At 66.6% G+C, this 24,953-nt stretch carries 19 protein-coding genes and 2 pseudogenes; 12 read left to right on the top strand and 9 right to left on the bottom strand.

Translation table 11 applies throughout. The features are described 5' to 3' along the window. Positions 1 to 100: 100 nt before the first annotated feature. Both F7R02_RS00675 and pacR read left to right on the top strand, forming a co-directional pair. Positions 101 to 2,332 carry a DUF1631 domain-containing protein gene (locus F7R02_RS00675; RefSeq protein ID WP_078590014.1) on the top strand — a complete coding sequence of 744 codons (2,232 nt, stop codon included), beginning with the start codon at positions 101 to 103 and terminating at the stop codon, positions 2,330 to 2,332. A gap of 222 nt (positions 2,333 to 2,554) precedes the next feature. Beyond that, the gene (gene pacR, locus F7R02_RS00680) at positions 2,555 to 4,912 is read left to right on the top strand and encodes a PacR family protein (RefSeq protein ID WP_078590015.1); all 2,358 of its coding nucleotides are present in this window, start codon (positions 2,555 to 2,557) and stop codon (positions 4,910 to 4,912) included. 460 nt (positions 4,913 to 5,372) lie between these two features. On the opposite strand, the gene F7R02_RS00685 is transcribed toward pacR, so the two are convergent. Continuing rightward, positions 5,373 to 6,230: an alpha/beta hydrolase gene (locus tag F7R02_RS00685; protein ID WP_078590016.1), complete on the bottom strand. Its 858-nt coding sequence runs from the start codon at positions 6,228 to 6,230 to the stop codon at positions 5,373 to 5,375. A 125-nt stretch (positions 6,231 to 6,355) separates the two neighbouring features. Between F7R02_RS00685 and F7R02_RS00690 the strand changes: the two genes are divergently transcribed. Together F7R02_RS00690 and F7R02_RS00695 are read left to right on the top strand one after the other, a co-directional pair. After that, positions 6,356 to 6,955 carry a TetR/AcrR family transcriptional regulator gene (locus F7R02_RS00690; RefSeq protein ID WP_078567251.1) on the top strand — a complete coding sequence of 200 codons (600 nt, stop codon included), beginning with the start codon at positions 6,356 to 6,358 and terminating at the stop codon, positions 6,953 to 6,955. 620 nt (positions 6,956 to 7,575) lie between these two features. Continuing rightward, positions 7,576 to 8,673 (top strand): NAD(P) transhydrogenase subunit alpha, encoded by a 1,098-nt coding sequence (locus F7R02_RS00695; RefSeq protein ID WP_078590017.1) that lies wholly within the window; start codon positions 7,576 to 7,578, stop codon positions 8,671 to 8,673. Between the two features lie 409 nt (positions 8,674 to 9,082). Here F7R02_RS00695 and F7R02_RS00700 read toward each other — a convergent pair whose 3' ends face one another. Genes F7R02_RS00700 through F7R02_RS00710 form a run of 3 tightly spaced genes read right to left on the bottom strand, consistent with a single transcriptional unit; the run spans position 9,083 to position 10,496 of the window. Further along, positions 9,083 to 9,574: a DUF3106 domain-containing protein gene (locus tag F7R02_RS00700; RefSeq protein WP_078567247.1), complete on the bottom strand. Its 492-nt coding sequence runs from the start codon at positions 9,572 to 9,574 to the stop codon at positions 9,083 to 9,085. Between the two features lie 5 nt (positions 9,575 to 9,579). After that, positions 9,580 to 9,936, bottom strand: coding sequence for a hypothetical protein (locus F7R02_RS00705; protein ID WP_003488794.1), 357 nt, complete (start codon positions 9,934 to 9,936; stop codon positions 9,580 to 9,582). After that, positions 9,933 to 10,496 (bottom strand): RNA polymerase sigma factor, encoded by a 564-nt coding sequence (locus tag F7R02_RS00710; RefSeq protein ID WP_078590034.1) that lies wholly within the window; start codon positions 10,494 to 10,496, stop codon positions 9,933 to 9,935. Before F7R02_RS00710 ends, F7R02_RS00705 begins: the two co-directional genes overlap by 4 nt. Positions 10,497 to 10,619: 123 nt before the next feature. Here F7R02_RS00710 and F7R02_RS00715 point away from each other — a divergent pair, with 123 nt between their 5' ends. Together F7R02_RS00715 and F7R02_RS00720 are read left to right on the top strand one after the other, a co-directional pair. Continuing rightward, positions 10,620 to 10,925, top strand: coding sequence for an NAD(P) transhydrogenase subunit alpha part 2 (locus F7R02_RS00715; protein ID WP_003488789.1), 306 nt, complete (start codon positions 10,620 to 10,622; stop codon positions 10,923 to 10,925). Next, positions 10,922 to 12,379, top strand: coding sequence for an NAD(P)(+) transhydrogenase (Re/Si-specific) subunit beta (locus tag F7R02_RS00720; RefSeq protein WP_078590018.1), 1,458 nt, complete (start codon positions 10,922 to 10,924; stop codon positions 12,377 to 12,379). Before F7R02_RS00715 ends, F7R02_RS00720 begins: the two co-directional genes overlap by 4 nt. 389 nt (positions 12,380 to 12,768) lie before the next feature. Here the strand turns inward: F7R02_RS00720 and F7R02_RS00725 are convergent, their stop codons facing one another. Next, positions 12,769 to 13,188, bottom strand: a complete 420-nt coding sequence (locus F7R02_RS00725) for a hypothetical protein (RefSeq protein ID WP_078590019.1) — start codon at positions 13,186 to 13,188, stop codon at positions 12,769 to 12,771. A 185-nt stretch (positions 13,189 to 13,373) separates the two neighbouring features. Between F7R02_RS00725 and sufT the strand changes: the two genes are divergently transcribed. The 5 genes and pseudogenes from sufT to F7R02_RS00755 all read left to right on the top strand — a co-directional run bounded on the left by sufT (position 13,374) and on the right by F7R02_RS00755 (position 20,792). Further along, entirely contained in the window at positions 13,374 to 13,928 is a 555-nt protein-coding gene (gene sufT, locus F7R02_RS00730) for a putative Fe-S cluster assembly protein SufT (RefSeq protein ID WP_003488784.1), read from the top strand. A 64-nt stretch (positions 13,929 to 13,992) separates the two neighbouring features. Then, positions 13,993 to 15,078: a branched-chain amino acid aminotransferase gene (locus F7R02_RS00735; RefSeq protein WP_078590020.1), complete on the top strand. Its 1,086-nt coding sequence runs from the start codon at positions 13,993 to 13,995 to the stop codon at positions 15,076 to 15,078. A gap of 350 nt (positions 15,079 to 15,428) precedes the next feature. Continuing rightward, a complete protein-coding gene (locus F7R02_RS00745; protein ID WP_167520943.1) occupies positions 15,429 to 17,120 on the top strand; it encodes a S8 family peptidase in 1,692 nt (563 codons plus the stop codon). A 225-nt stretch (positions 17,121 to 17,345) separates the two neighbouring features. Continuing rightward, a pseudogene (locus F7R02_RS00750) lies at positions 17,346 to 18,742 on the top strand (S8 family peptidase); the annotation flags it as partial. A gap of 352 nt (positions 18,743 to 19,094) precedes the next feature. After that, positions 19,095 to 20,792 carry a S8 family peptidase gene (locus F7R02_RS00755; protein ID WP_078590022.1) on the top strand — a complete coding sequence of 566 codons (1,698 nt, stop codon included), beginning with the start codon at positions 19,095 to 19,097 and terminating at the stop codon, positions 20,790 to 20,792. Between the two features lie 200 nt (positions 20,793 to 20,992). On the opposite strand, the gene ybaK is transcribed toward F7R02_RS00755, so the two are convergent. Both ybaK and F7R02_RS00765 read right to left on the bottom strand, forming a co-directional pair. Beyond that, positions 20,993 to 21,466, bottom strand: a complete 474-nt coding sequence (ybaK, locus tag F7R02_RS00760; protein WP_078590023.1) for a Cys-tRNA(Pro) deacylase — start codon at positions 21,464 to 21,466, stop codon at positions 20,993 to 20,995. A gap of 4 nt (positions 21,467 to 21,470) precedes the next feature. Continuing rightward, entirely contained in the window at positions 21,471 to 21,956 is a 486-nt protein-coding gene (locus F7R02_RS00765; protein WP_078590024.1) for an asparaginase domain-containing protein, read from the bottom strand. A 509-nt stretch (positions 21,957 to 22,465) separates the two neighbouring features. On the opposite strand from F7R02_RS00765, the pseudogene F7R02_RS00770 reads away from it, so the two are divergent. Further along, a pseudogene (locus F7R02_RS00770) lies at positions 22,466 to 23,685 on the top strand (glycoside hydrolase family 30 beta sandwich domain-containing protein). A gap of 222 nt (positions 23,686 to 23,907) precedes the next feature. Here F7R02_RS00770 and F7R02_RS00775 read toward each other — a convergent pair. Next, the gene (locus F7R02_RS00775; RefSeq protein ID WP_003486792.1) at positions 23,908 to 24,252 is read right to left on the bottom strand and encodes a DUF2069 domain-containing protein; all 345 of its coding nucleotides are present in this window, start codon (positions 24,250 to 24,252) and stop codon (positions 23,908 to 23,910) included. Beyond that, a complete protein-coding gene (gene wrbA, locus F7R02_RS00780; protein WP_005925984.1) occupies positions 24,249 to 24,845 on the bottom strand; it encodes an NAD(P)H:quinone oxidoreductase in 597 nt (198 codons plus the stop codon). The genes F7R02_RS00775 and wrbA overlap by 4 nt, the downstream gene beginning before the upstream one ends. Between the last annotated feature and the right edge of the window lie 108 nt (positions 24,846 to 24,953).

A 24,953-nucleotide genomic window follows, 5' to 3' on the forward strand; every position in this document is an offset into this window, starting at 1 on the left:
ATTATAGACGGCCTCTTCCCAACGCCCGCCGCATCATGTCGGCGGGGGCCAGTGGCCCCTCTGCGATTCAACCTCCCGTGCCCATCCAGTGCGTTGTCCAATGACCCAGTTTGTTGCTACCGAACCGCTGCCCAGCCGCAATCCGGACCTGCTCGATCAGGTCCGCGAGGTGGTGCTGGTGCCGTTGGCCGACGCGTTTGTGAATGTGCAGGACGCGCTGGCCGAGGCGTTGTTCCGGCTGGCGGCCGACGCGGGCGCGGCGCAGAACGATTTCATGGAAGCAATCCAGGCCCTGCGCCAGCAACGCGAACCGATCACCGCACGCTTTCGCGGCCATCTGGCCAAGGCGTGGCAGGGGTTGGAATCCGGACGTCCGCTGTCGGCCGAGCGCACCCTCGCACGGGGCGCCGCCGGCCTGACCCTGCTGCCGGAGCAGGACCTAGACGTGCGCCTGGCGGTACGCAACCTTGCCGGCGCGCTGCAGCACCAGTGGCGGCCGGAGTTGATGCGGCTCAATCGGTATCTGGGTTTCATCGCCGGTGGGCTGCGCATCGATGGCGACAGCAATCCGTTCGGGCCGGAGCATCTGGGCGTTGCGCTGTACGAGGCGTTCCAGGGCGTGACCCTGGCCCCCAAGGTGCATCTGGCGGTGATCAAAATCTGCGAGCAGCAGCTGATGGCGCGCGTCGGCCAGCGCTATGGCGAGCTGGAACAGGCGCTGGCCCAGGTCGCGCGGCTGCGCGAGCTGCCGCAGGCACGCCAGCGTCAACGCGGTATTCCGCGCCAGGACGCCGCCGCCAGCGACGAGAGCACCGAGGCGCCGGACTGGATCGCACGCTTCTTTGCAGACTGGTCGGGCGGGCAGGGCGCACTGGTCGGCGCACAGGTGATCGATGTGCATCTGCGCAGCGACCGCGAGGTGCTGCCGGCGGGCCTGCACCAGTTGCTGCAGCACGCACGCCGCCAGCGCGAGCCGGATGCCGCCACGTTGGCGCCGGGGCAGCAGCGGCTGCTGTCGCCGCGTGAGGTGGTGTCGGCGCTGTCGCTGCTGCAGACCATGCCCGGCGCCAGTTTCGAGGTCATCGACGGCACCCATCTGGGCCTGGCGCGCGGTTTGCGCCAGCAGTTGATGCGCGCTGCCGCCTCGCTCGGCGTGGATCCGGCCACCACCCAGCTCAACCCCAGCGACGAAGATGCACTGGATCTGATTGCGCTGCTGTTCGAGGCAATCCTGCTGCAGAGCCATCTGTCGCGGCAGCAACGCGACATGCTCGGCCAGTTGCTGGTGCCGGTGGCCAAGATGGCGATGCTCGACGGCCACCTGTTCGTGCGCGATGGGCATCCGGCCCGGCGCCTGCTCAACCTGCTGGTGGACGCCTGCGACGGCAATGGCGGCGAAACCACTGCCGAACAGGCCCTGCTCGCCCAGGTTGCGGCAGCGGTGGACACCGTGGTGCGCGACTTCGACGAGCATCCATCGGTGTTCCTGGCGCTGGAAGCCGAATTCGGTGCGCATTACGAGCAGTACCGGCGCCGGGTCGAAATCGCCGAGCGGCGCGCCAACGAATTGCAGCGTGCCGAAGAACGCCGCGAGCGTGCGCGCAGCATCGCCGCGCAGGCGCTGGCCGAGCGCTTGGCGCGCGGGCCGTTGCCGCCGGTGGTGGAACACTTTTTGAGCCGTGTGTGGCACCCGTGCGTGCAACAGGCCGCGTTGCGCTCCGACGGCGCCGGCCCGGCCCTGGACGCCGCGCTAGCGCTCGGCGACGCGGTGCTGCTGCAACTTGGCCGCGTGCACGGCGATGCCGCACTGGAAGCGCATCGTCCCCAGCTGCTGCAGGCCTTCACCCTGGCCGGGCTGGGGCAGCGCGAGGCCGAACAGGCCCTGCAGGAACTGCAGCGCGCGCTGCTGCCGACCCAACCTGCGCCCGCTCCGGAAGCACTCGCGCCGACCCTGACCGCGCTGACGCTCGCGCCCAGCCCAGCCGACCCGGTGGCAGAGCCGCTGACGCCGATGCTGGATGCCACCGCACAGGTGGAATTCGACCGCATCACTGCAGATTTCTTCCGCGTCATGGCAATCGGCACCAGCCTGGACTTCATCGACCGCGAGGGCCGCGTGCAGCCTGGCAAACTGTCGTGGATCAGTCCGATTTCCGGGCGCCTGATGTTCGTCAACCGGCGCGGTGGGCGGCTGTGCGTTTCATCGCCGGAAGAGCTCGCGATGATGGTGTGGCTGGACCGCCTGCGCCTGCACCGCGACGACGACGCCTTCTATAGCGCGATGCAGGACGTGGTGGACGGGCTGGAAGCGCCCCCGAAGCTGAAGGCTTAACACCCGCAGGCGCAGAATGATGATCGGCAAGCTCCACCGCGATGTTGCGAGCTAGGATGGCCGCTTGACACGCAAACCCTGGGCGGTCACGAGTAAAGTGAGTAAGATGTCACACTTAACGGATGCGCGAACCGCCTACCATGCACAGGCGGAATTTGGGGCCGCGTCTGTTTTTTCTCGTTCGAAAATTTTCACGCCTGCAGAGGCGGGGAGCCTTTGCGCATGACTTTTCAGCCCAGTCCGTCGGGACATCCGGGCCGTGACCAACGCTTGCTCGAGCAGGCGCACGACGTTTTCGTGCCGGCGCTCGCGCAGGTTTTTGCTGCTGCAGTTGCGCATTTCGACGATGTGCTGTTCGACCGTGCCGAATCCGCTGGCGCCTCGCAGTTGCTGTTTCTCGATGGCATGCGCGAATTGCGCCGCAAGCGCGAAGACGTCGCCCGCCAGTTCCGCCAACAGCTGGAAGATGGCTGGCAGGCGTTGGTGCTCGGCACGCCGTTGTCGGCCGAAGTGGTGCTGGCCGGCGACATGGGCACCGGCCCGCTGAGTCTGGTGCCCGAGCACGTGCTCGAATCGCGGCTGGCAGTGCGCAATCTGGCCACGGTGCTGTTGCGCGATTTCAAACAGGTGCTGGCACGGGTGGACCGCCGCCTGGGCTGGATCGCCGGCGGGCTGGAGTTGATGGCCGACACCAACCCGATTGGCCCCGAACATCTGGGCGTGGCGATCCACGAAGCTTTCGCCACCTGCGACCTGGCGCCGGAAGTGCGACTGGTGTTGATCAAGCTGTGCGAGCGCGATCTGGCCGAGCCGATCGGCAAGTTGTACGCACGCCTGGACGAAACCCTGGCCAAGGCCGGGGTGATGCCGGAAATTTCGCAGGCCAAGCGCGCACCGCCGCGCATGCAGTCGCGTGGCGAGATGCCGGAAGAGCGCGTCCAGGCCGAGCCGCAGGGCGGTCACGCCGAGATGGGCGGCGACAACCAGGGTGATCAGTACGCACCGGCCTGGGCCAACCGTTTTCTTGACCGCTGGGCACATAGCCGCGGCCGCATGCAGGCCGCGACGCAACGCGGCCATGCCGATGGCGGCGGGGATGGCGGCATGGACGGCGAGGCCGACCATCCCGGCGGCAGCCAGGGCATGCTGCTTGAGGCGCTGCACGAATTGCTGCAACAGACCCGCAGCGTGCGCGACACCGCCGCGTCTGCCGCCACCGTCGCGGTAGGGCAGCAACGCCCGTTGAGCCAGCGCGAAATGATGTCGGTACTGTCGCTGCTGCAGGCCACGCCCAGCGCGACGCTGCAGGCGGCCATCGGCGACGACACCGAATCGCTTGCGCAGCGGTTGAAGAACGAGGTGCTTTCCAGCGCCACGCGACTGGGCGTGGACCCGGCCACCGCAAAACTCGACCCGATGGACGAAGATGCCATCGACCTGGTCGGCATGCTGTTCGATGTAATGCTGGACGAGCGCGATCTGGAAAATCGTTCGCGCGAAATGATCGGCCGCCTGGTGGTGCCGTTCGTCAAGGTCGCACTGCTGGACCGCAAGATGTTCGTGCAGAAGACCCACCCCGCGCGGCGCCTGCTCAACTCGCTGGCCGAGGCCTGCGAAGGCAACAACGGCGACAGCGCTGCCGAGCGCGTGCTGATGGGCAAGGTCGAAGAAATCGTCGACCGCCTGGTGGCCGAATTCAACGAAAGTCTGGCGATCTTCCTCACCCTGGAAGAAGAATTCCGCGACTTCCTGTCGCAGCACCGGCGCCGGGTGGAAATTGCCGAGCGTCGTGCCACCGAAACCCAGCGCGGGCAGGAAAAGCTCGAACTGGCGCGCAGCCGCGCGCTGTCGGAACTGGAGCAGCGTGCGCCCGAAGGCGCGGGCTTGCCCAAGGCGGTGGACGACTTTCTGCGCCAGCCGTGGCTGCATCACCTGACCATGGCGATCCTGCGCGACGGCGAGGAAGGTCCCGGCACCATCGAGGCCCTGGCGGTGGCCGACGGCGTACTGGAAGAACTGGCCGAAGCGCGCCGTCATATCGTCGGCAAGCCATGGCTGCAGGTCTGGCAGCCGGCGTTGCACCGCGTGTTCGCAAGCGTAGGCCTGCACGGGGATGCGGTGGTGGTGGCGATCACCGCCTTGCACGACACCTTGCAGGCGATCGCCGAAGCGCGCCCGGAACTGGAAAAAGCCCTGCCGGAACTGCCGCAGGTCAATCTTCCCCCACCGGCTACCGAAAGCGTCAGCGTGGTGCTGGGTGCCGAAGCGGTCGCGCAGAGCATCGACAGCGCCGATGCCGAACGTTTCCGCGCGATGGATATCGGCACGTGGCTGGATTTTGTCGACAAGGACGGCAAGGTGCAGGCCGGCAAGCTGTCGTGGGTGAGCCCGATTTCGCAGCGTCTGCTATTCGTCAATCGACGCGGCGTGCGTTTCTGCGTCGCCTCGCCAGAAGAACTGGCGGTGATGGTGCGCCTGGGCCGCCTGCGTGAGCACATCAACGACGGCGCCTTCGACAGCGCGATGCAGGGTGTGATCGATCGACTGGATCCGTTGCAGAACAACAGCACGGTGCACTGAGCGGTCCCACGTGAGTATGTGATTAACGGCCGTGCGCTTTCGACGCTGCGGTGCAGGGCGCAAGTGGCTGGACCCATTGCACAACCGCGGTGCGGTGCGTTGAGCGATTCAAAGCGCGTGTGCGGCCGCCAGGCTGCTCGCTTCCCACAGCGCGATGCAGGCTGTGACCGACCTGCCGGCCCGATTACTTGGCGATGCAGTGCCTTGAGCGATCCGGCGTGTGTGCATTTGCCGAGCGGCGCGGTGGAATAGGGAAAGCGCGTTCTGCGGTGCGAGGCCTTGCCACTGAGTCCATGCTGCTGAGGTGCTGCGCTCGGAGGCAGCTCACGCGCAGGACAGACACTGCAATTAAATAAATGAGCTGCGTCGCTTGTTTGCCCAAGACCTCATCGATGCGCGCTGCGATGACTGCTGCCTCGGGCTGCGGCCACAATGGCAGAGTTTCTCGTATTTCTTCAGATCATGCCGGCCCGATAAATTGCATCGCCCGCTCGATCACCGAGGTGTGGTCGACCATGCGGTTATGGCCTAGCCCTTCGGTGGTGAACAGCTGCGCGCCCGGCCACAGGCTGGCGAAACGCGCGCCTTCGTCCCACGGCGTTTCGCGGTCGCGACGGTCGTGGATGATCAGCGCCGGGCGATCGAACTGCGGCAAGCGCGGCGTCGCATCGAAATCGGAAAAGCGCTTGCCCGTCAGGTCTGCCAGCCAGTTTTCGAATGGTGCGAACGCGGCAGGCGCAATGCCGAATGCGCGAAACTGGCGCTGCGCACTGGCGGCCGGCGCCAGCAACGGTGCGATCAGCACATAGCGCGCAGGGCGCCACACCGGGTCGTCGGCAAATACCACCGAGGCCGCGCCGAGCGAGTGGCCGATAAATGCGGCCGGGCGGCCGAAGCGGCTGCCGATGACACGCAACATTTTCACGAAATGCGGCATGTAGCTGATTCGTCCGCCGCTCAAGCCGTGCGCCGCCTGGTCGAACGCCACGACCGCATAGCCGAGTGCGCGCAACTGCGGCACCCAGGCCGCAAAGCGCAGCGCATAACTGGCCCAGCCATGCGACAGCAGCACATACCGCTGCTGCGCCGGATCGCCCCACTGGTACATGGCGATGTCGATGTCATCGATCCGCAGCGTGTGACGCTGCATGTCGGTCAATGTGGCCACGATCGTGGCCGCCTGCCGGCGCCCAAGCGCTGCCGGGGTGACGAAGCGACGTGCCAGATAGCGGCCGGTGGGTCCAGGAGCCAACCGACTGGCGCCGGCCAGGGAGCCGCGTAACAGGCGCGTGCGCAGCGTGGCGATGGATGAGCTCATGAGGCATGTCCTGCAAGGAGAGGCGGCATCTAGTCGATGACAAGATGTGCCATCAGTCTGGTGCGCGTATCTTGTCAACGTCAAGATGGTTTGATCCACTGTTGTTTCCATAAGCGAAGCTGCCCATGCCGCCCTCGTCCGCCACTGCTGCCTACCACCACGGCGATCTGCCGGCCGCGCTGCGGCGGGCAGGCTGGGACTTGCTGGGCGAGTCCGGTTTGCGCGGGCTCACCTTGCGCGCCTGCGCGCGCCGCGCCGGTGTGTCGCACGCCGCCCCCGCGCACCACTTCGGCTCGCTGGACGGGCTTTTGGCGGACGTGGCGGCTGACGGTTACGAGCGCATGCTCGCGCGCATCCTCGCCACGCAGCGTGAGGTGGACGACCCGTTGATGGGCTGCGGGCTGGGCTATATCCGGTTTGCGCTGGAGTTTCCGCAGCATTTCCGGCTGATGCTGGGCCTGGATGTGCGTGCGTTGCGCTGGCCACGCTTGACCGAAGCCAGCGCTGCGGCGATGGCGTACCTGCGCGAGACGGTGCGTGCGCAATGGATTGCCAGGCACGCTAGCGACCCGGGCGCCGCGTTGCTCGAGCAGCGTACCGTGCTCGCTTGGAGCGCCGTACATGGTTACGCCTCTCTTGCCATCGACGGGAAGCATGAGGCGTTGCTGGGCGTTGCCCCCGAGCTGGTGTTTGCGCCGCTGCTGAAAGGGTTGTTTGAGCCTTAGTGCACCCTCTTCGACGATTTTCGGAGCCTCGACGGTCATGCCGGGACTGCAAGGCGCTAGGAGATGGGCTGGAGCGCGATGAGGCATACGTTCAACGTCGGCATTGCCTGCACCTGCACAGCCGCAAGGGTCTCGAATACGATCTGACGCCGGCATGACGTGTTTGAAGCGGAATGCGCATTCGACGCGGAATACGTGCCGATTGCGCTCTTGTATGCGGCAGCCGGCCCCCGTTTCCCAGCGAGAGCTGCGGCCACGCGGTCGTTGATTTGCAGGGCAGGGCGATCACGCGTGCGTGTTGACGCCGGAATCAGCGCTGTGCCGCAGGCAACATCCATGATTTGCGTATCGTCCTGCTGGTGTGCCGGCGCGTATCGCGCAGTACAGCTGCAGCGCCGTCGTCCAGAACGATTCTGCGATTTGTCTCGGGTAACTCCCCGAAACTCGTCATCCAGCTCACGGGTGCCGCCAAGCCAAATGCGCGCTGGACCGATGCGTCAGCGGCAGCTCACCCTCAGCCACTGACGCTCTCGCCGAGAGAATGATCCAAGCTTCGCTACCTGCGCGCGCACCGCGCTCTGCTAGCATCGCCGCGACTGGGCGCAAGACCGGAGCAACCCATGGCTGTGCAGGTGCTGGTACTGAAAGAGCAGGCCGCCGGCGAACGCCGTGTGGCCGCGACGCCGGAAACGGTCAAGAAACTGGTCGCGCTCGGTGCCGGCGTGTGGATCGAACCGGGGGCCGGCCGGGCCAGCAGCATGGACGATGACGCCTATCTGCAGGCCGGTGCGCAGCCTGCCGGCGCCGACGCCGTGGCGCAGGCCGAGATGGTGCTGTGCGTGCAGGCGCCTTCTACCGACACGTTGCTCCGGTGCAAGCCGCACGCGGTGGTGATCGGCATGCTGGCGCCGGATGCAGACCCTGCGCGTGCGCAGGCATTTGCCGCGCGGCAATTGATTGCGTTTCCACTGGAGCGCCTGCCGCGCACCACGCGCGCGCAGTCGATGGATGTGTTGAGCTCGCAGGCCGGCATGGCCGGCTACAAGGCGGTGCTGATTGCCGCGCAGCTGGCGCCGCGCTTTTTTCCGATGCTGACCACCGCGGCCGGCACCATGCGCCCGTGCAAGGTGTTGGTGATCGGCGCGGGCGTGGCCGGCCTGCAGGCGATCGCCACCGCCAAGCGGCTGGGCGCGCAGGTGGAAGGCTTCGATGTGCGGCCGGAAACGCGTGAGCAGATCGCCTCGCTGGGTGCGCGATTTCTGGACCTGGGCGTGAGCGCTGCCGGCGAAGGCGGCTACGCGCGTCAGCTCAGCGACGACGAACGCGCCGAACAGCAGCGCCGTCTGGCCGAACACCTCACCGGTGTGGATGTGGTGGTGTGCACTGCAGCGGTTCCGGGCCGGCCGGCACCGAAGATCGTGACCACCGAGATGGCACGCGGCATGCGCGCCGGCAGCGTGATCGTGGACCTGGCGGCGGAAACCGGCGGCAATTGCGCGGCCACCCGCCCGGGGGAGACGTATGACCTCGACGGCGTGGTCATCGCTGGCCCGCTCAATCTGGCCAGCCAGGGCGCAGTGCATGCCAGCGAGATGTTCGCGCGCAACGTGTACGCCTTCGTCGCCCTGTTGATCCAGGACGGTGCGTTGATGCTCGACTGGGACGATGAGTTGCTGGCGAAGACGCGGCGGTCGGCGCCGGCCGCAACCACCGCCTAGGCGTCGCAGAAAGTTCGGTGCGCGCAATCCGACAAGGACAGCGCGCTAGCGCATCGCGAGCCGTCGTCAGCCCGTCACTGACGTGCGATGCGCCAGGCAGGTTGAGGCGTGGCGCGGTCAGTGATTTCGTCGTTGTCGTTGCAACCGACGACGTAGCGAAGCCATCGATGCAACACGGGTGTTGGCGTGCGAGGCGGTTGCTGCGACGTGTTGCAGCTGCGTGCGCTACCAACGTTACGCCACCTCGTGCGCGGGTACGCGGGGTGCGCGTCGCTGCAGTGGGTGGCCGTCGCGCGCTGCAAGATGCCAGGCGCGACGGCTGATCAATGGCCACGCTCATCGCAACCCTGCGCGGCGCTTGAACAGGCGACATCATCCGCCGCGTCCGCGGCGCAATTCCTGCCAAACATCAGTCCTCGACCGGCGGATGCTCGCGCAACCAAGCGCTGCGCTCGGCCGGGCTCATCTTCTGCCAGCGTTGCTGCAGTTCGTTGCGCTGTTGCGGGTTGAGCGTGCGCATGCGGTCGAACAAGGCCTTGGCCTCGCGGCGTTGCTCCGGACTCATGTTGCGGAAGCGGTCCATGCCGGCCTTGGCCTGCTTGCGCTGCTCGGGCGTCATGTCCAGCCAGCGGCGGGCGTGCCGGTACATCCTGGGGCGTTCTTCGGGCACGTCGTCCCAGCGCTCGCGCAGCGCATCGATCAGGACCTGGCGTTGCTGCTTGGTCAGCTGGTCCCACTCGGGCATGGGCGTCTCGTCACGCGGCCCCTGGCCGCGTGGGCCAGGCGCGTCCATGGGCGGACCCGGTGGAGGAGGTCCGGGCGGGCCGTCCTGAGCCAGCGTGGAGGCGCATGGCCCGGCGCTCAGCAACAGGGTCAACAGCAGGCGGGTGGTGTGGGTCATCGTGCTTATTCCATGGCCAGGGCGGTGTCGGAGCCGAGCCAGACATACAGGTCCGGGTTCTGGGCCAGCAGGTCGTCTGTCTCGGTGGTGGCGCTGGTGCTGGCGCTGGCAACCGACGAGGTCGGCGCGGCGCCAGATGAGACGCTTTGGCTGGGGTGCAGCTGCAGGCCGATGCCGATCGCCAGCAGGCCCGAGCACGCGGTGGCCAGCAACCAGTAGCCGCGCCGGCCGCGCGTGGATGCCGGGGCGTGGCGGGCCTGGCGCAGGCGCGCCAGTGTCTGCGGCGGCAGGCTGGTCAGCGCGGTGGCATGCAGCCGGCGCAGCTGCGCATCCAGCCGGGCGGTGTCGTGGGAGCGGTTCACAGGAAATCCTCGAACTGTTTTTGCAACGCGTCGCGCGCGCGCGACAGGTGGGTTTTGACCGAGCCTTCGGAGCAGCCCATCGCCTTGGCGGTGGTGGCCACGTCCAGGTCTTCGAGCACGCGCAGGGTGAAGGCTTCGCGCTGGCGCGCCGGCAGTGTGCGCAATGCATCGACCAGCCGTTGGTAGGCCTGTTGATGCTGTTGTTCGTCGACCGGTCCGGTGCCGGGGTCGGCCCAGTCGATCGGGCCTTCGTCGTCGGCGCGCTCGGCCGGTGCCCAGAACTTCAGGCGGAAGCTGCGTCGCCGCTGCAGGTCGATGATGCGGCTGCGCAGGATTCTCCAGAACAGCGGCGTCCATTCCTCGGCTGGCCGTTCGCGATAGCCCAGCAGCTTCACCATGGCGTCTTGCACGGCGTCCAGCGCATCTTCGCGGTGCCGCAGGCCGGCCTCGGCAAAACGGAACGCACGCGGCCCGATGCCGGCCAGAAAGGCGTCCAGCGACACCGGCGCGGTGGCGGCCGGTGCGGTAGCTTGCGGATCGAAAGGAGTTCCCACCAGCACAGCGTAGCTTCCGCGGAGACGATACGACATCAACGGGCGAGCGCGGATTCGGTTGACAGGCGCCCGCACGGGCGTGGCGTGGGTATGATCGGCGGGCCGCACCGACCAGTGGAGCCAGAGACGATGAGCGACGGATTCGTAGCTCTGTACATCTTCATGCTGGCGGCCATTGCCGGCCACGTGATCATCTCGCGGGTGCCGGTGATCCTGCATACGCCGCTGATGTCCGGTTCCAACTTCATCCACGGCATCGTGCTGATCGGGGCGATGGTGGTGCTGGGACATGCCGACACCACGTTGGAAAAAGCGCTGGGATTTGTCGCAGTGGCATTAGGTGCGGGAAACGCGGCGGGGGGCTACGTGGTCACCGAGCGAATGCTGGAGATGTTCAAGTCCAGCAAGAAGTCGCCTGGCGGGGATAGGTCATGAACGTCTCCACTGCCGAGTTGCTGTCGTGGGTGGTCAAGTCCAGTTACCTGGTTGCAGCCACCTTGTTCCTGCTCGGTCTGCAGCGGATGGCGTCTCCATTGAGCGCGCGCAGCGGCATCCGTTGGGCCGGGCTGGGCATGTTGATCGCCACGGTGGCCACGTTTTTCCTGCCCGAGTTGCACAACGTGCCGCTGATTCTGGCGGCGTTGGCGATCGGCACCGGCGTGGCGTGGTGGTCGGCCAAGAAGGTCGCCATCACCGACATGCCGCAGATGGTGGCGCTGTACAACGGCATGGGCGGCGGCTCGGCGGCGGCGATCGGCGCGGTGGAACTGCTGCGGTTTTCGTTCTTCGCCAATCGCGACACGGCGCATTGGAGCGCCCAGGCGGTTGCGGAGCTGGCGGCGCGGCAGCCGGACACCACCATGGTGGTGCTGGCGGTGATCGGTTCGGCGATCGGGGCGGTGTCGTTGTCGGGGTCGATCATCGCGTGGGCCAAGCTCGATGGCCGGCTGGACCGGCGGATGACCTTCCCGGGGCAGCAAGCCTTCAATCTGGCGGTGGCAGTGGCGGTGCTGGCCCTGGCCATCTGGGCGGCGGGCAGCCTGCAGCCGTTGGCGATCATCGCGTTCTTCGTGGTGGCGTTGGCCCTGGGCGTGCTGATGACGCTACCGATCGGCGGTGCCGACATGCCGGTGGTGATTTCGCTCTACAACGCGTTTACCGGGTTGGCGGTGGCGTTCGAGGGGTATGTACTCGGCAACGAGGCACTGATCATCGCCGGCATGATGGTCGGCGCGGCCGGCATCTTGCTGACGCGGTTGATGGCCAAGGCGATGAATCGTCCGATCAGCGGGGTGCTGTTTTCCAACTTCGGCGGTGGCGGGCAGGCGCAGGAAATCAGCGGTGTGCAGAAGCCGATCGAGGCCGGCGATGTGGCGGCGATGATGGCCTTTGCCGAGCGGGTGGTGATCGTGCCCGGCTATGGCATGGCAGTGGCGCAGGCACAGCACAAGATTTGGGAGCTGGCGCAGCGTTTGATGGCGCGCGGTGTCAAGGTGAAGTTCGCGATCCATCCGGTCGCTGGGCGCATGCCGGGGCACATGAACGTGCTGCTGGCCGAGGCCGGTGTGCCCTACGATCTGATCGCCGACATGGACGACATCAATCCGGAATTTGCCAGCACCGACGTGTCGTTGGTGATCGGTGCCAACGACGTGGTCAATCCGGTCGCCAAAACCGATCCGGCCAGCCCGATCTACGGCATGCCGATTCTGGACGTGGTCAATTCGCGCAACACGGTGGTGATCAAGCGCGGCAAGGGAACCGGCTTTGCCGGCATCGAGAATGCGCTGTTCTACGCCGACAACACGCGCATGTTGTACGGCGATGGGGCAGAAGCCGCTGGTGCGCTGGTGAGTGAATTGAAAGCGCTGGATGGCGGCGGGCATTGAGTGTTGGTGTGTCGCCAGGCGCGCTCAGACGCTTGAGGCAACGCAGGGTCGGTCGTGTCCTGTTGCGTTACCGGAGGCGCTTACACGCGCGGATCAAAGCCGGGTGAGTCGAAGGCGCGGCGCCCTCACGGTTTGCGGGACGCGCCGTAAATCCGTCCCTGGAGTCTCGATGGCGGTATCCATGCCGCCACGGAGCTTACAAGGACGTACTTGCAGCGTGTCTGGCGATGGTGGGCAGGAAAGGGGCCCTGCGGCAAACGCGCAGCGCTTTTCCATGTATCTCTGATGAGAGCGATGGCGTTTGACGAGCCGCGGTGCCCGAATCTGTGCAGCTAACGCATCAGCTGCAACGACGTCCGACGTTGGCTACTGAAACAATCGCGCCTGCCTCAGCGCGCCGCCCACCAGGCCACGAGCAGTGCCGCGACGTAGCACAGCAGGTCGAAGCCGTTGTTGGCCAGTTGCAGCAGCGTCCAGGCCAGGCCGGTGCCCATCTTCTGGGCCGAGGTCCACGAGTCCAGGCCCAGCGGTCCGCCCAGTTGAGCCGAGGCGATGCCCCAGTTGGCGCCTGCGATGATCAGCGCGGTCGCCACGACGGCCACGCCGATGCGCAGCCGGCCGGCGCGCAGGGTGCCCAGGCGCAGCATCCAGACGATCTCCAGCGCCACGACCACGGCCATCCAGCCGGCCTGGTTGCCCAGGGCCAGGGCGATGAGCAGCCAGGCGATGAGGGCGGTGACGCATCCCAGCAGCAGGAGCGGGGGCCAGAGCCAGTGGGCAGTTCTGGCGGACGCGGTGGTGGGCGGCATTGGAGCTCCTGACAGTGCGCACATGATAGACGCGCGCCGGCCTCTGCGACGCACGCCACGCCACGGCAGTGCGGCCGATGGAATGCAGCGTCGTCCCCGGCTGGCACGCTGGCCGGCGGCGGTAGCGTCGTGGTCGGCTAGAATGGCCGACTTGCGCGCGTCCGGCGCGGCCCCATATCCAGCCCATGTATTCCCGTAGCAGCGAACCCGTCCAGTTCGAACGCGATTGCGATGCCGTCATGGTGCCGCAGGGCGATTCGGTGACCCTGCCCGCAGGCAGTTACGGCTATATCACCCAGGCGCTGGGTGGCAGCTATACCGTCTTCGTCGAAGGCAATCTGTTCCGCATTGCCGGCAAGGATGGCGATGCGATCGGCAAGGAGCCGCCGCCGGGGCTGGAATTGCCCGCCAATGCCAGCGACGAAGAAGTGGAAGCGCTGGTGTGGCAGCAGCTGCGCACCTGTTTCGATCCGGAAATTCCGTTCAATATCGTCGATCTGGGCCTGGTCTACGAGGCAGTGGTCAGCCATCGCGAAGAAGACGATCAGCGCCGGGTCGACGTCAAGATGACGCTGACCGCGCCCGGTTGCGGCATGGGCGAAATCCTGGTCGACGATGTGCGCAGCAAGGTCGAAATGATCCCGACCATCGCCGAGGCCGACGTCGAGCTGGTGTTCGACCCGCCGTGGGGCCGGCATATGATGTCCGAAGCGGCCCGTCTCGAGACCGGCATGCTCTGATCGTCACGCGCCATGTCCACGATGTGGCGCTGCGTCCTTTCGCCCGCCATACAGGAATCTCCCGGTGTCCGTGTCCTTCGCTTCCACCCGTTCTCCGTCGCCGCGCAGCGCCGACGAATTGTCCGTGATCCTGGCTGCGCCCGGTTTCGGGTTGCATTTCACCGACCACATGGTCGCCATCTCCTGGAACAACGAGCAGGGCTGGCACGACGCGCAAGTGCGCGCGTACGGCCCGCTGCAGCTGGATCCGGCCGCGTCGGTGCTGCATTACGGGCAGGAGATCTTCGAAGGCATCAAGGCCTACCGGCACGCCGACGGCTCGATCTGGACCTTCCGTCCGCAAGCCAACGGCGAGCGCCTGCAGCGGTCGGCGCGCCGTCTGGCGCTGCCGGAATTGCCGGTGGACCTGTTCGTGGAATCGCTGCGCCAGCTGGTGGCCGTGGATGGCGGCTGGGTGCCGTCAGCGCCGGAGACCAGCCTGTATTTCCGCCCGTTCATGATTGCCGATGAGGCCTTCCTGGGCGTGCGCGCGGCGCACAAGGCCTCGTATTACGTGATCGCCAGCCCGGCCGGCCCGTACTTCGCCAAGGGCGTGGCGCCGGTGTCGATCTGGCTGTCCACCGAATACGCACGTGCGGCCAAGGGCGGGACCGGCGCGGCCAAATGCGGCGGCAATTACGCCGCGTCGCTGCTGCCGCAGCAGAAGGCCTATGCCCAGGGCTGCTCGCAGGTGTTGTTCCTGGACCCGGTGGAAGGCAAGTACATCGAAGAACTCGGCGGCATGAACGTGTTCCTGGTCTACAAGGACGGCACGTTGGTGACCCCGGAACTGTCCGGCAGCATCCTGGAAGGCATCACCCGCGACAGCATCCTGCAACTGGCCCGCGACCGTGGCATGCAGGTGATCGAGCGCAAGGTCGCGATCGACGAATGGAAGCAGGGCGTGGCCTCCGGCGAGATCACCGAGGTGTTCGCCTGCGGTACGGCGGCGGTGGTGACCCCCATCGGCGAGCTGAAGGGCGAGGGGTTCGCGGTGGGCGATCTGTCCGCGCCAGCGGGCCGGGTGACCATGTCGCTGCGCCAGGAACTGACCGATATCCAGTACGGCCGCGTGCCGGACCGCCACGGTTGGTTGGTGCGTTTGTCGTAAGCGGACATACTTCGCCAAACAAGGGCCTCCGTGTGTCAGCACGGGGGCCTTTTTGTTTGCGCAACAGCAAAAAGACCATTTTTCGACCAAGAACAAGTCGAATTCAGCATGGGCAAGGCGTGACTTAAGTTACGTAATTACATTTTGGTTTCGAAAATTACCAACTCCGTATTGTCCAGCCCGGTTTCTTTGCGATAGGTTCGCTGAACGGATCGATAACGGGGGCGGTCCGGGGCACTGGGGCAGTCGCCATCGCGACGGTTTCGGAACTACCGCTTCGGCGGTTCTCTTGACTGGAAGGGAATTCGATGTAAAACGCGTCGCTTCGTCCGCGCCACCGAGCGCTCGGCATCCTGGGTGCTTCGGCCCTTACCTCGCTGCTGCTGGCAACGCCGGCGTTTGCCGGCGATGTCTACCTGGGTGGCCTGGCCACCGCGCAGACCCACCAGAAGTTCATCGTGACCTACAAGGACGGCAGTAGCGCCCTGAGCAGCCCCAGCGTGTTGACGACCTCGTTGCGCACCGCTGCACGTGCGTTGCCGGCCAAGGCCGGCAAGTCGCTGGGCCTGAACAGCGTGCGTCGTCTGGCAGTGGGACCGGAGCTGGTTCAGGCCGACCGCGCGCTGGATCGCGCCGAAGCCGAAACCCTGATGCGCCAGCTGGCCGCCGACCCCAACGTGCAGAGCGTGGAAGTGGACCAGATGCTGTACCCCACGCTGACCCCCAACGACAGCCGCCTGTCCGAGCAGTGGGCCTTCGGCACCACCAACGCCGGGCTCAACATCCGCCCGGCCTGGGACAAGGCCACCGGTGCCAACGTCGTGGTTGCGGTGATCGACACCGGCATCGTCAGCCATCCCGACCTGGACGCCAACATCCTGCCCGGCTACGACTTCATCAGCGATGCCACCGCCGCGCGCGACGGCAATGGGCGCGACAACAATCCTGCCGACGAAGGCGACTGGAACTCGACCAGCGGGTGCGCCACGTCCAATTCCAGCTGGCACGGGACCCATGTCGCCGGCACGGTGGCGGCGCTGACCAACAACACCACCGGCGTGGCCGGCACTGCGTTCAACGCCAAGGTGGTGCCGGTCCGCGTGCTGGGCCGGTGCGGTGGTTCGCTGTCGGACATTGCCGATGCCATCATTTGGGCCTCCGGCGGCACCGTGAGCGGTGTGCCGGCCAATCCCAACGCGGCTGAAGTCATCAACATGTCGCTGGGCGGCGGTGGCACCTGTTCGTCCACGATGCAGAGCGCAATCAACGGCGCAGTCTCGCGCGGTACCACGGTGGTGGTGGCGGCCGGCAACAGTGCCGCCAACGTGTCCGGTTCGTTGCCGGCCAACTGCGCCAATGTGATCGCAGTGGCGGCCACGACCTCGGCCGGTGCCAAGGCCAGCTATTCCAACTACGGCAGCGGGATCGACGTCTCCGCGCCAGGGTCGGGGATCCTGTCCACGCTCAACAGCGGGACCACCACGCCGGGCAACGCCAGCTACGCTTCGTACAACGGCACCTCGATGGCGGCGCCGCATGTGGCCGGCGTTGTTGCCCTCGTGCAGTCGGTTGCGCCCACCACGTTGACGCCTGCCGCAGTGGAAACACTGCTGAAGAACACCGCACGCGCCTTGCCGGGTGCCTGTTCGGGCGGTTGCAGTGCGGGCATCGTCGATGCCGATGCGGCAGTGACGGCGGCCATCGCCGGCAGCAGTGGCGGTGGTGGTGGCGGAACCGGCAACACCTTGACCAACGGCACGCCGGTGACCGGCCTCGGCGCGGCCACGGGCGCGGAGTTGAACTACACCATCTCGGTGCCGGCCGGCAGCGGCACGCTGACGGTCTCCACCAGCGGCGGCAGCGGCGATGCAGACCTGTACGTGCGGGCCGGTAGCGCGCCGACCGACAGCGTCTACACCTGCCGCCCGTATCTGGATGGCAATGCCGAAACCTGCAACATCGCCTCGCCGTCGGGAACCTATTACGTGCGGATCAAGGCTTACAGCACGTTCTCCGGCGTGACCCTGACCGCCAGCTACTAAACGCTGGAACGCTGCCACCATCGCTTCAACCCCATTGCGATACCTCGCCCAGGTCTGCCGTTTCGGCAGGCGCAGGCGATGTGTTGCCACTTGGCCGGAATGGACGCCGGTCAGTCGCTCCGACGGGCCTGGCGCCCGTGCAGTTTCCGGCCCCGAACCGCAGCCTGCGGCAAAGGGCAGGCCCTCTCGCCGCAGCTGCGGCACCTCTCCAATAAGGAACGATCGATGTCCAATGTGTCGCAACGTCGTGCGCCCACGCGCGCGCTGGTAGTCCTGGGTGTTTCCGCGTTGACCTCGCTGCTGGCCGTGCCGGCATTCGCCGGTCAGGTCAATCTGTCCGGGTTGGATGCGCAGCCCACCCTGGACCGCTTCATCGTCAAATACAAAGACGGTTCCAGTGCGGCGGTCAGCCCGACCTCGATGCGCGCATCGCTCAATTCCGTCGCCGGTGCGATGCCGGCACGCGCCGGCCGTGCGCTGGGCCTGAACCACGTGCGCCGCACGGCGCTGGGTTCGGAAGTGCTCAAGGCCGACCGTGGCCTGGACCGCGCCGACGCCGAAACGCTGATGCGCCGCATTGCTGCCGACCCCAGCGTGGACTATGTGGAAGTCGACCAGATCATGTACCCGGTGCTGACCCCGAACGACACGCGCCTGTCCGAACAGTGGGGCTTCGGCACCTCTCCTCCAGCATCAACGTGCGCCCGGCCTGGGACACCGCCACCGGCACCGGCGTGGTGGTGGCGGTGATCGACACCGGCATCACCAGCCATCCTGACCTCAACGCCAACGTGCTGCCGGGTTACGACTTCATCAGCGATGCCACGCGTGCACGCGACAACAACGGGCGTGACAGCAATCCGGCCGACCAGGGCGACTGGACCACGGCCGGCCAGTGCGGCAGCGGCACCTCGGCCGCCAATTCCAGCTGGCACGGCACGCATGTGGCCGGCACCATCGCGGCGGTGACCAACAACAGCACCGGCGTGGCCGGTACCGCGTTCAACGCGCGCATCGTGCCGATCCGTGCGCTGGGCGCCTGCGGCGGCGCCACGTCCGATATCGTCGATGCGATCGTGTGGGCCTCCGGCGGCACCGTGTCCGGCGTGCCGGCCAATGCCAACCCGGCCGAAGTGATCAACATGTCGCTGGGCGGCAGCGGCAGCTGCTCGAGCAGTTACCAGAATGCGATCAACAGCGCGGTGTCGCGCGGCACCACCGTGGTGGTGGCGGCCGGCAACAGCAATGCCAACGTTGCCAACTTCACCCCGGCCAGCTGCGCCAACGTGATTTCGGTGGCGTCGATCACCTCGGCCGGGGCGCGTTCGAGCTTCTCCAACTACGGCACCGGCATCGACATCTCCGCGCCGGGTTCGGCGATCCTGTCGACCTTGAACAGCGGCACCACCACGCCGGGTTCGGCCAGCTACGCCAGCTACAACGGCACCTCGATGGCGGCCCCGCACGTGGCCGGCGTGGTGGCGCTGGTGCAGTCGGTCGCCAGCCGTCCGCTGACGCCTGCGGCGGTGGAAACGCTGCTGAAGAACACTGCACGTCCGCTGCCGGGCGCCTGCTCGGGCGGCTGCGGCGCGGGCATCGTCAACGCGGCCGGCGCGGTCAGCCAGACCCCGTAAACCTGCGCCGACGACCGCGATGCCGGCGCGCAGCCGGCATCGCGTCGGGCCTTTCCCGACGCCCGTGTCGGTGGTTTGAAACCTGCACTGCCCCGCTCTATGCGGGGCCCTGTGCGTTCGGGCAGCGGCAATTGCCGCTGCGCCAGCCAGGGCCGGCAGCGATGGCTGAATGAAACGCGCGCCAGCACGGCATGGCCGCTTCAGCGCATCGGCGGCACGCCGATAGCCACCCCACGTGAGGCATGCAACATCTGCATGCACGCGCATCGGGCACGGCGCAGCGCACTGGCGTCAGCGCGTTGCCAACCGGGTTGCCAGATCCTTGGGGAGGGATGGAGTCATGCCGTATCACTCAGTAGGCGTACTGCGCCGCGTTGCATTCGTCTGTGCGTTGTCATGCACGTTTCATGTCGCTGCTGGCGAGGTCAATCTGCAAGGATTGAATTCCAGCAACACCCATCAGCGCTTCATCGTCAGCTACAAGAACAGCGTCGGCAGCAGCCGGGCGACCGGGTTGTCTGCGCCATGGGGCGACATCGCGCGTGCCGTGCCGCAAGCGCGCGGGAAGGCGCTGGGCCTGTCGGCCACGCGCCGGCTCAGTGGCGGGCCGATGTTGCTGGTGGCAGACCGCAAGCTGGACCGCGTGGATTCGGAAAGCCTGATGCGGCGCCTTGCCGCCGACCCGGCGGTCAAACGCGTGGAAGTGGACATCCTGATGCGGCCATTGCTGGTTCCCAACGACCCGGGCGTGCCGCAGCAGTGGGCGATGGGCGCGACCGCCGCCAGCCTCAACATCCGTCCGGCCTGGGACCGTTCCACCGGCAAGGGCATCGTGGTGGCGGTGATCGACACTGGCATCACCAATCATCCGGACCTGGCAGCCAATGTGCTGCCCGGCTACGACTTCATCGTTGATCCGGCCACTGCGCGCGATGGCACTGCGCGCGATGCGAACGCGGCCGACCAAGGCGACTGGGCCGCGGCCAACGAATGCGGGGCCGGAGCGTCGGCGTCCAATTCCAGTTGGCATGGCACGCACGTGGCCGGCATCGTGGCGGCGGTGGGCAACAACGCGGTGGGCGTAGTCGGTACCGCGTTCAACGCCAAGATCCTGCCGTTGCGGGTGCTGGGCCGCTGCGGCGGCTACATGTCCGATATCGCCGATGCGATCGTGTGGGCGTCCGGCGGCAAGGTCACCGGCGTGCCGGCCAACCCGAATCCGGCCACGGTGATCAATCTGTCGTTGGGCGGAGCGGGCACCTGCTCGGCGACGTTGAACAACGCCATCACCGCAGCCGTCACGCGCGGCAGCGCGGTGGTCGTGGCCGCCGGCAACAGCAATATGGACGTCTCCACCAGCGTGCCGGCCAATTGCGCCAACGTGATCGCCGTGGCGGCCACCACCTCGGCCGGCGCCAAGGCCAGCTTCTCCAACTTCGGCAAGGGCGTGGATATCGCCGCGCCCGGGCAATCGATCGTGTCCACGCTCAATACCGGAACCACGGCACCGGGCAATCCGGCATATGCGGTGTATAGCGGCACCTCGATGGCTGCGCCGCACGTGGCTGGCGTGGTGGCGCTGATGCAGTCGGTGGCCCTGAATCCGCTGACGCCGGCAACAGTGAAAGCCCTGCTCAAGGCCAGCGCGCGGCCCATGCCGGTGGCCTGCACGCAGGGGTGCGGGGCCGGGCTGGTGAATGCCGATGGCGCGGTGGCGGCGGTGATCGAGTCGACCACCTTGAGCAGGAATGTGGCACGCACCGGGCTGAGCGCAGCGCTTTCCGATTCGCTGTATTACCAGGTCAATGTGCCGGCCGGCACCCGTTCGCTCAAGGTCACGCTCGCCGGTGGCAGCGGCAACGCCGACCTTTCGGTACGGGCCGGAGCGTTACCGACCGACGCCGCGTACAGCTGCCGCAGCATGTTGCCGGGCAATGGCGACAGCTGCACGCTGGCCGCGCCGGCTGCGGGCGTCTATTACGTGCGCTTGAAGGCGACGCTGGGCTTTTCCGGAGTCAGCGTCACTGCGGCGTATTGAGTGGTTCCGGCGCGGTGGTGCTGCCGTGCCCAGAGGCGCTGCTGCCTGCTCTAGTGCGGCAGTGCTGCATGCGTGCAATGCGGAGACATCGGTGGAAGATCGAAATCAATGCAGGTGATCCGCCGAGAGCATCGCGTGAGTCGGGTCCCAAACGCGTAGCGCGCATACCGGCCGATACGCGCGGCATCGCGTTTACGCGTTCACTCGCACAGCGCGCAAGCGCGTGCGGCGAGTGCATGCACCAGCTGGGTGCCGGGCAATTCCAGCAGCAGCCCCCGCTGGCCGGCGTTGATCCACAGCGCCGGTACGTCCAACGCCGTGACTTCGACCAGCACCGGCGCCTGCCGTTGCTGGCCGAGCGGGCCGATACCGCCGACCTTGTAACCGGTGCGCCGCTCGGCATCGGCCACGTCCATCATGCGTGCCGACTTGCCGCCGTAGGCGCTGGCCAGTTTCTTCAACGACACCCGGCGGTCGCATGGAATCACCACGCACACCGCCTTGTCGTCGACCCATGCCATCAGCGTCTTCAACACGGTATGCGGCTGCAGGCCCAACGCATCTGCGGCTTGCAGTCCCTTCGCATCGGCATCGGCCCGGTAGTCGTAAGGATGCAACACATAACCTACGCCGGCCGCGTCCAGGGCCTTGGTGGCGCGTGTGGCCTTGCTCATGCGCTCAGACCGATTCGAAGCGGTTGGCAGCCACGTTCTTGCGCACCTTTTGCGGATTCCAGATGCGGCCGTTCATGGCGATATAAACGCCTGCCGGCAGCGATTGCACCGCACCGACAGCGCAACCGATATTGAATTCGGCATCAGAGCCGCGAAAGCGCGCCGGATTCAATGCGCCGGTCATCACGATGGTCTTGTCGGCGATGGTCTGCAGCACCTTGCCGGTTTCCACCATCGAATCGGTGCCGTGGGTGATCAGCACGTGGCGGGTGGGCTGGACGGCGATGGTGGCGCGGATCAGTTCGCGGTCGGCATCGGTGATGTGCAGCGAATCCTTGCGGATGATCGGAATCACCGAAAAGCGAAACGTCACGCCCAGTTCTTTCAAAATCTGACCGATCTGCGGGTCGCCGATCTGGTAGTCCGATTTGTCGTCGAAGTAGATCTTGTCGATCGTGCCACCGGTGGTGACGATCAGGAGGTCTTCCATTGCTGCGGATCCTGTAGGGCTAACACGGCGCAGGCCGCGCGCGGGCCGCCATGATACCGCCCGGCCAGGAGAGTGGCAGTAGAACAACGGCCTTGACCAACGGGTGCGCTGAATCTGCGCTCGCTGTGCCGGATGTGGCGGTGCTACATGTGCTTGGGTTGATCCGGTGCAGGCATGCGTCGACCAGCGGAGCGTGACGCTCGGTTCAACGCGTAGGGATCATGACGCACGCTGCGAGCAGCCTTCGCACATGCAGCGCACGCGCAGACTCTGGATGCGGCGTTAGGTCCGAATCGGAGGCGTTGCTTCAAAGTTGCCTCCGCATCACTGCCTATGCCGCAGTGCAAAACGCTGCGTGATTCATGCAAAGCTCCAACGCACTACGCGCGTGTCCTGCATCACGAAACCAACAATGAGACGCCACAGAAATTGAACTGCCATCTCCGCAGTCGATAGTCGGCGGGCCGTCGGTACCGCGATGCCGTCGCCATCCCTTTCCGGAGAAACCCATGAAGAAGCCTTTGTCGATGTTGCGCTCTCTCACCTGCGCGATGGTCGTGCTGGTGGCGGGCCAAGCCGCCGCGCAGACGGTGACGATCACGCCCACGCAGACCTACCAGACGGTGCGCGGGTTCGGCGGCATGAACGGCGCCGGCTGGATCAACGACCTGACACCCGCGCAGGTGGATCTGGCTTACGGCAGCGGCAACGGGCAGATCGGGTTGTCGATCCTGCGCATGCGCATCGACCCCTCCAGCTCAGGCTGGGCGACCCAGGTGCCGACCGCAACGCGCGTGCATGCGCTGGGCGGGCTGGTGTTCGCAACCCCCTGGACGCCACCGGCTTACATGAAGTCCAACAACAGCCTGGTCAATGGCGGCAAGCTGCTGACGAACTATTACGGCGCCTACACCCAGCACCTGCTGGATTTCGCCATTACATGTCGGGCAAGGGCGCACCGCTGTACGCGATTTCCCTGCAAAACGAGCCGGATTGGCACCCGGATTACGAATCGGCCGACTGGAGCGGCAGCGACTTCGTCAACTATCTTGTGAGCCAAGGCAGCAAGTTCGGCAGCCTCAAGGTCATCGTCGGCGAGTCGGTGGGGTTCAACTTCTCCATCACCGACCCGGTCCTCAACAACGCCACTGCCAATCAGGCCACCTCCATCGTGGCCGGCCATCTGTATGGCGCGGTGCCGCGCGACTATGCCTTGGCGCGCAGTAAGGGCAAACAGATCTGGATGACCGAGCATTACACCGACAACACCGATGGCAACGCGTGGCCGTCGGCATTGGGTGTGGCCAGCGAACTGCATGCGAGCATGGCGGCCAATTTCAACGCCTACATCTGGTGGTACATCCGGCGCAGCTACGGGCTGATCAGCGAAAACGGCGCAGTGAGCAAGCGCGGCTATGCGATGTCGCAGTTCGCGCGCTTCGTGCGGCCAGGGTCGGTGCGCATCGGCGCCACCGAGCACCCGTATAGCGATGTCTCGGTGACGGCCTACCGCACGCCGGACAACAAGCTAGTGGTGGTGGCGGTCAACACCGGCACCGGCCACCAGCGGCTGGACCTGACGCTACCGTCCGGCACTGCCACGCAGTTCGCCAAATACAGCACCTCGAGCACGCTCAATGTCGGGTTCGGCGGCAACTACAGCGTGGTCAACGGCAAGACCTCGCTGTATGTCGACCCGCAGAGCGTGGCCACGCTGGTCGGAAACTGAGCGCCGAACGAAACGTCGCAAGTCGTCGTCAGGTGGCGTGGACGGCGCGCAGGGATCGGAGTGGAGGCGTGTGCACGCCACCCTGAGCCCCGGCTGCGCCCGCCTGACGATGATCGAACTTGGTTGAGTGGCTGCGTTGGGGTGGTCGCGGCTGACCACCTCGGCCGGACGCATGCGCAGCTGCATCGCGCAGTTGCGCATGCGCTTTGTTCGACTCGCCGATCAACGTGGCGGGCGCGTCCTGCCCAAGCGCGCCGCCATGCCGGGGCCGCCGACCAGGCCCACCACGGCCAGGGCGAGCAGCAGTTCCAGCCACGCCATTCCACGTGCCTGCGGCTGGCTCCAGGCGGCCATGACGCCGTGGCTGAACCAGCCCAGTGCGAACACGCCGGCCCAGAAGCGGGCACGCGCACTGCGCACTGCCAGCACGCCGGTCAGCGCGGCCGGCAGCACGAACACGATGAACGCGGCCAGTGGGCGCGGGTCGTCGTGGAACCACACCGCAAACAACGCCGCCAGCGCCAGCAGCGCGGCGCTCAGCAGCCACTGCATGGCGCGCACGCTCACGGGCTTGCCAGCCGCCGCGCGATGTCGGCCACCCGGCGGCCCAGCGCACGCGCCAGCAGCGCTTCGTCCTCGCTCGGTTGCGGATCGCCGCCAGCGCCGGAGACATGGCTGGCGCCATAGGGCGTGCCGCCGCTGGTGGTGTGGCTGAGCGCGGCTTCGGTAAACGGAATCCCCACGATCAGGCAACCGTGATGCAGCAGCGGCAGGTGCATCGACAGCAAGGTGGATTCCTGGCCGCCATGCATCGAGGCGGTGGAGGTGAACACGCCGGCCGGCTTGCCGGCCAGGGTGCCGCTGGCCCATTCGGCGCCCAGGCTGTCGAGGAAATGCTTCATCGGTGCGGCCATGTTGCCGAAGCGGGTGGGGCTGCCAAGCAGCAGGCCGCTGCATTCGGCCAGATCGGCGCGGTCTACATAGGGCGCGCCTTCGTCCGGCACCGGCGGGGCGCTGGTCTGGGTGACCGCGGCCACCGGTGGGACGGTGCGCAGCCGCGCGCTCATGCCGGGCACTTCGCCGATGCCGCGTGCGATCTGCCGCGCCAGCCGCGCCACCGAACCGCCCCGGCTGTAATACAGCACCAGAATCTCCGCCATCGTGTCGTTGCCGCCTGTGTGAGTTGCCGCAGTATCGGCCAAGCCAGCCTGTTGCTGCACGCCGCAGCTGCGGCAAGGCCGCGATGACGGCGCATCGGGTACCCTTGC

Origin of the sequence: Xanthomonas cissicola (assembly GCF_008801575.1) — a bacterium.
Lineage (GTDB): Bacteria > Pseudomonadota > Gammaproteobacteria > Xanthomonadales > Xanthomonadaceae > Xanthomonas > Xanthomonas cissicola.

Excerpts from the sequence above, each read along its gene's own strand:
- F7R02_RS00675 (WP_078590014.1), top strand. The coding sequence starts at position 101 with ATGACCCAGTTTGTTGCTACCGAACCGCTGCCCAGCCGCAATCCGGAC.
- pacR (WP_078590015.1), top strand. The coding sequence starts at position 2,555 with ATGACTTTTCAGCCCAGTCCGTCGGGACATCCGGGCCGTGACCAACGC.
- F7R02_RS00685 (WP_078590016.1), bottom strand. The coding sequence starts at position 6,230 with ATGAGCTCATCCATCGCCACGCTGCGCACGCGCCTGTTACGCGGCTCC.
- F7R02_RS00690 (WP_078567251.1), top strand. The coding sequence starts at position 6,356 with ATGCCGCCCTCGTCCGCCACTGCTGCCTACCACCACGGCGATCTGCCG.
- F7R02_RS00695 (WP_078590017.1), top strand. The coding sequence starts at position 7,576 with ATGGCTGTGCAGGTGCTGGTACTGAAAGAGCAGGCCGCCGGCGAACGC.
- F7R02_RS00700 (WP_078567247.1), bottom strand. The coding sequence starts at position 9,574 with ATGACCCACACCACCCGCCTGCTGTTGACCCTGTTGCTGAGCGCCGGG.
- F7R02_RS00715 (WP_003488789.1), top strand. The coding sequence starts at position 10,620 with ATGAGCGACGGATTCGTAGCTCTGTACATCTTCATGCTGGCGGCCATT.
- F7R02_RS00720 (WP_078590018.1), top strand. The coding sequence starts at position 10,922 with ATGAACGTCTCCACTGCCGAGTTGCTGTCGTGGGTGGTCAAGTCCAGT.
- F7R02_RS00725 (WP_078590019.1), bottom strand. The coding sequence starts at position 13,188 with ATGCCGCCCACCACCGCGTCCGCCAGAACTGCCCACTGGCTCTGGCCC.
- sufT (WP_003488784.1), top strand. The coding sequence starts at position 13,374 with ATGTATTCCCGTAGCAGCGAACCCGTCCAGTTCGAACGCGATTGCGAT.
- F7R02_RS00755 (WP_078590022.1), top strand. The coding sequence starts at position 19,095 with ATGCCGTATCACTCAGTAGGCGTACTGCGCCGCGTTGCATTCGTCTGT.
- ybaK (WP_078590023.1), bottom strand. The coding sequence starts at position 21,466 with ATGAGCAAGGCCACACGCGCCACCAAGGCCCTGGACGCGGCCGGCGTA.
- F7R02_RS00765 (WP_078590024.1), bottom strand. The coding sequence starts at position 21,956 with ATGGAAGACCTCCTGATCGTCACCACCGGTGGCACGATCGACAAGATC.
- wrbA (WP_005925984.1), bottom strand. The coding sequence starts at position 24,845 with ATGGCGGAGATTCTGGTGCTGTATTACAGCCGGGGCGGTTCGGTGGCG.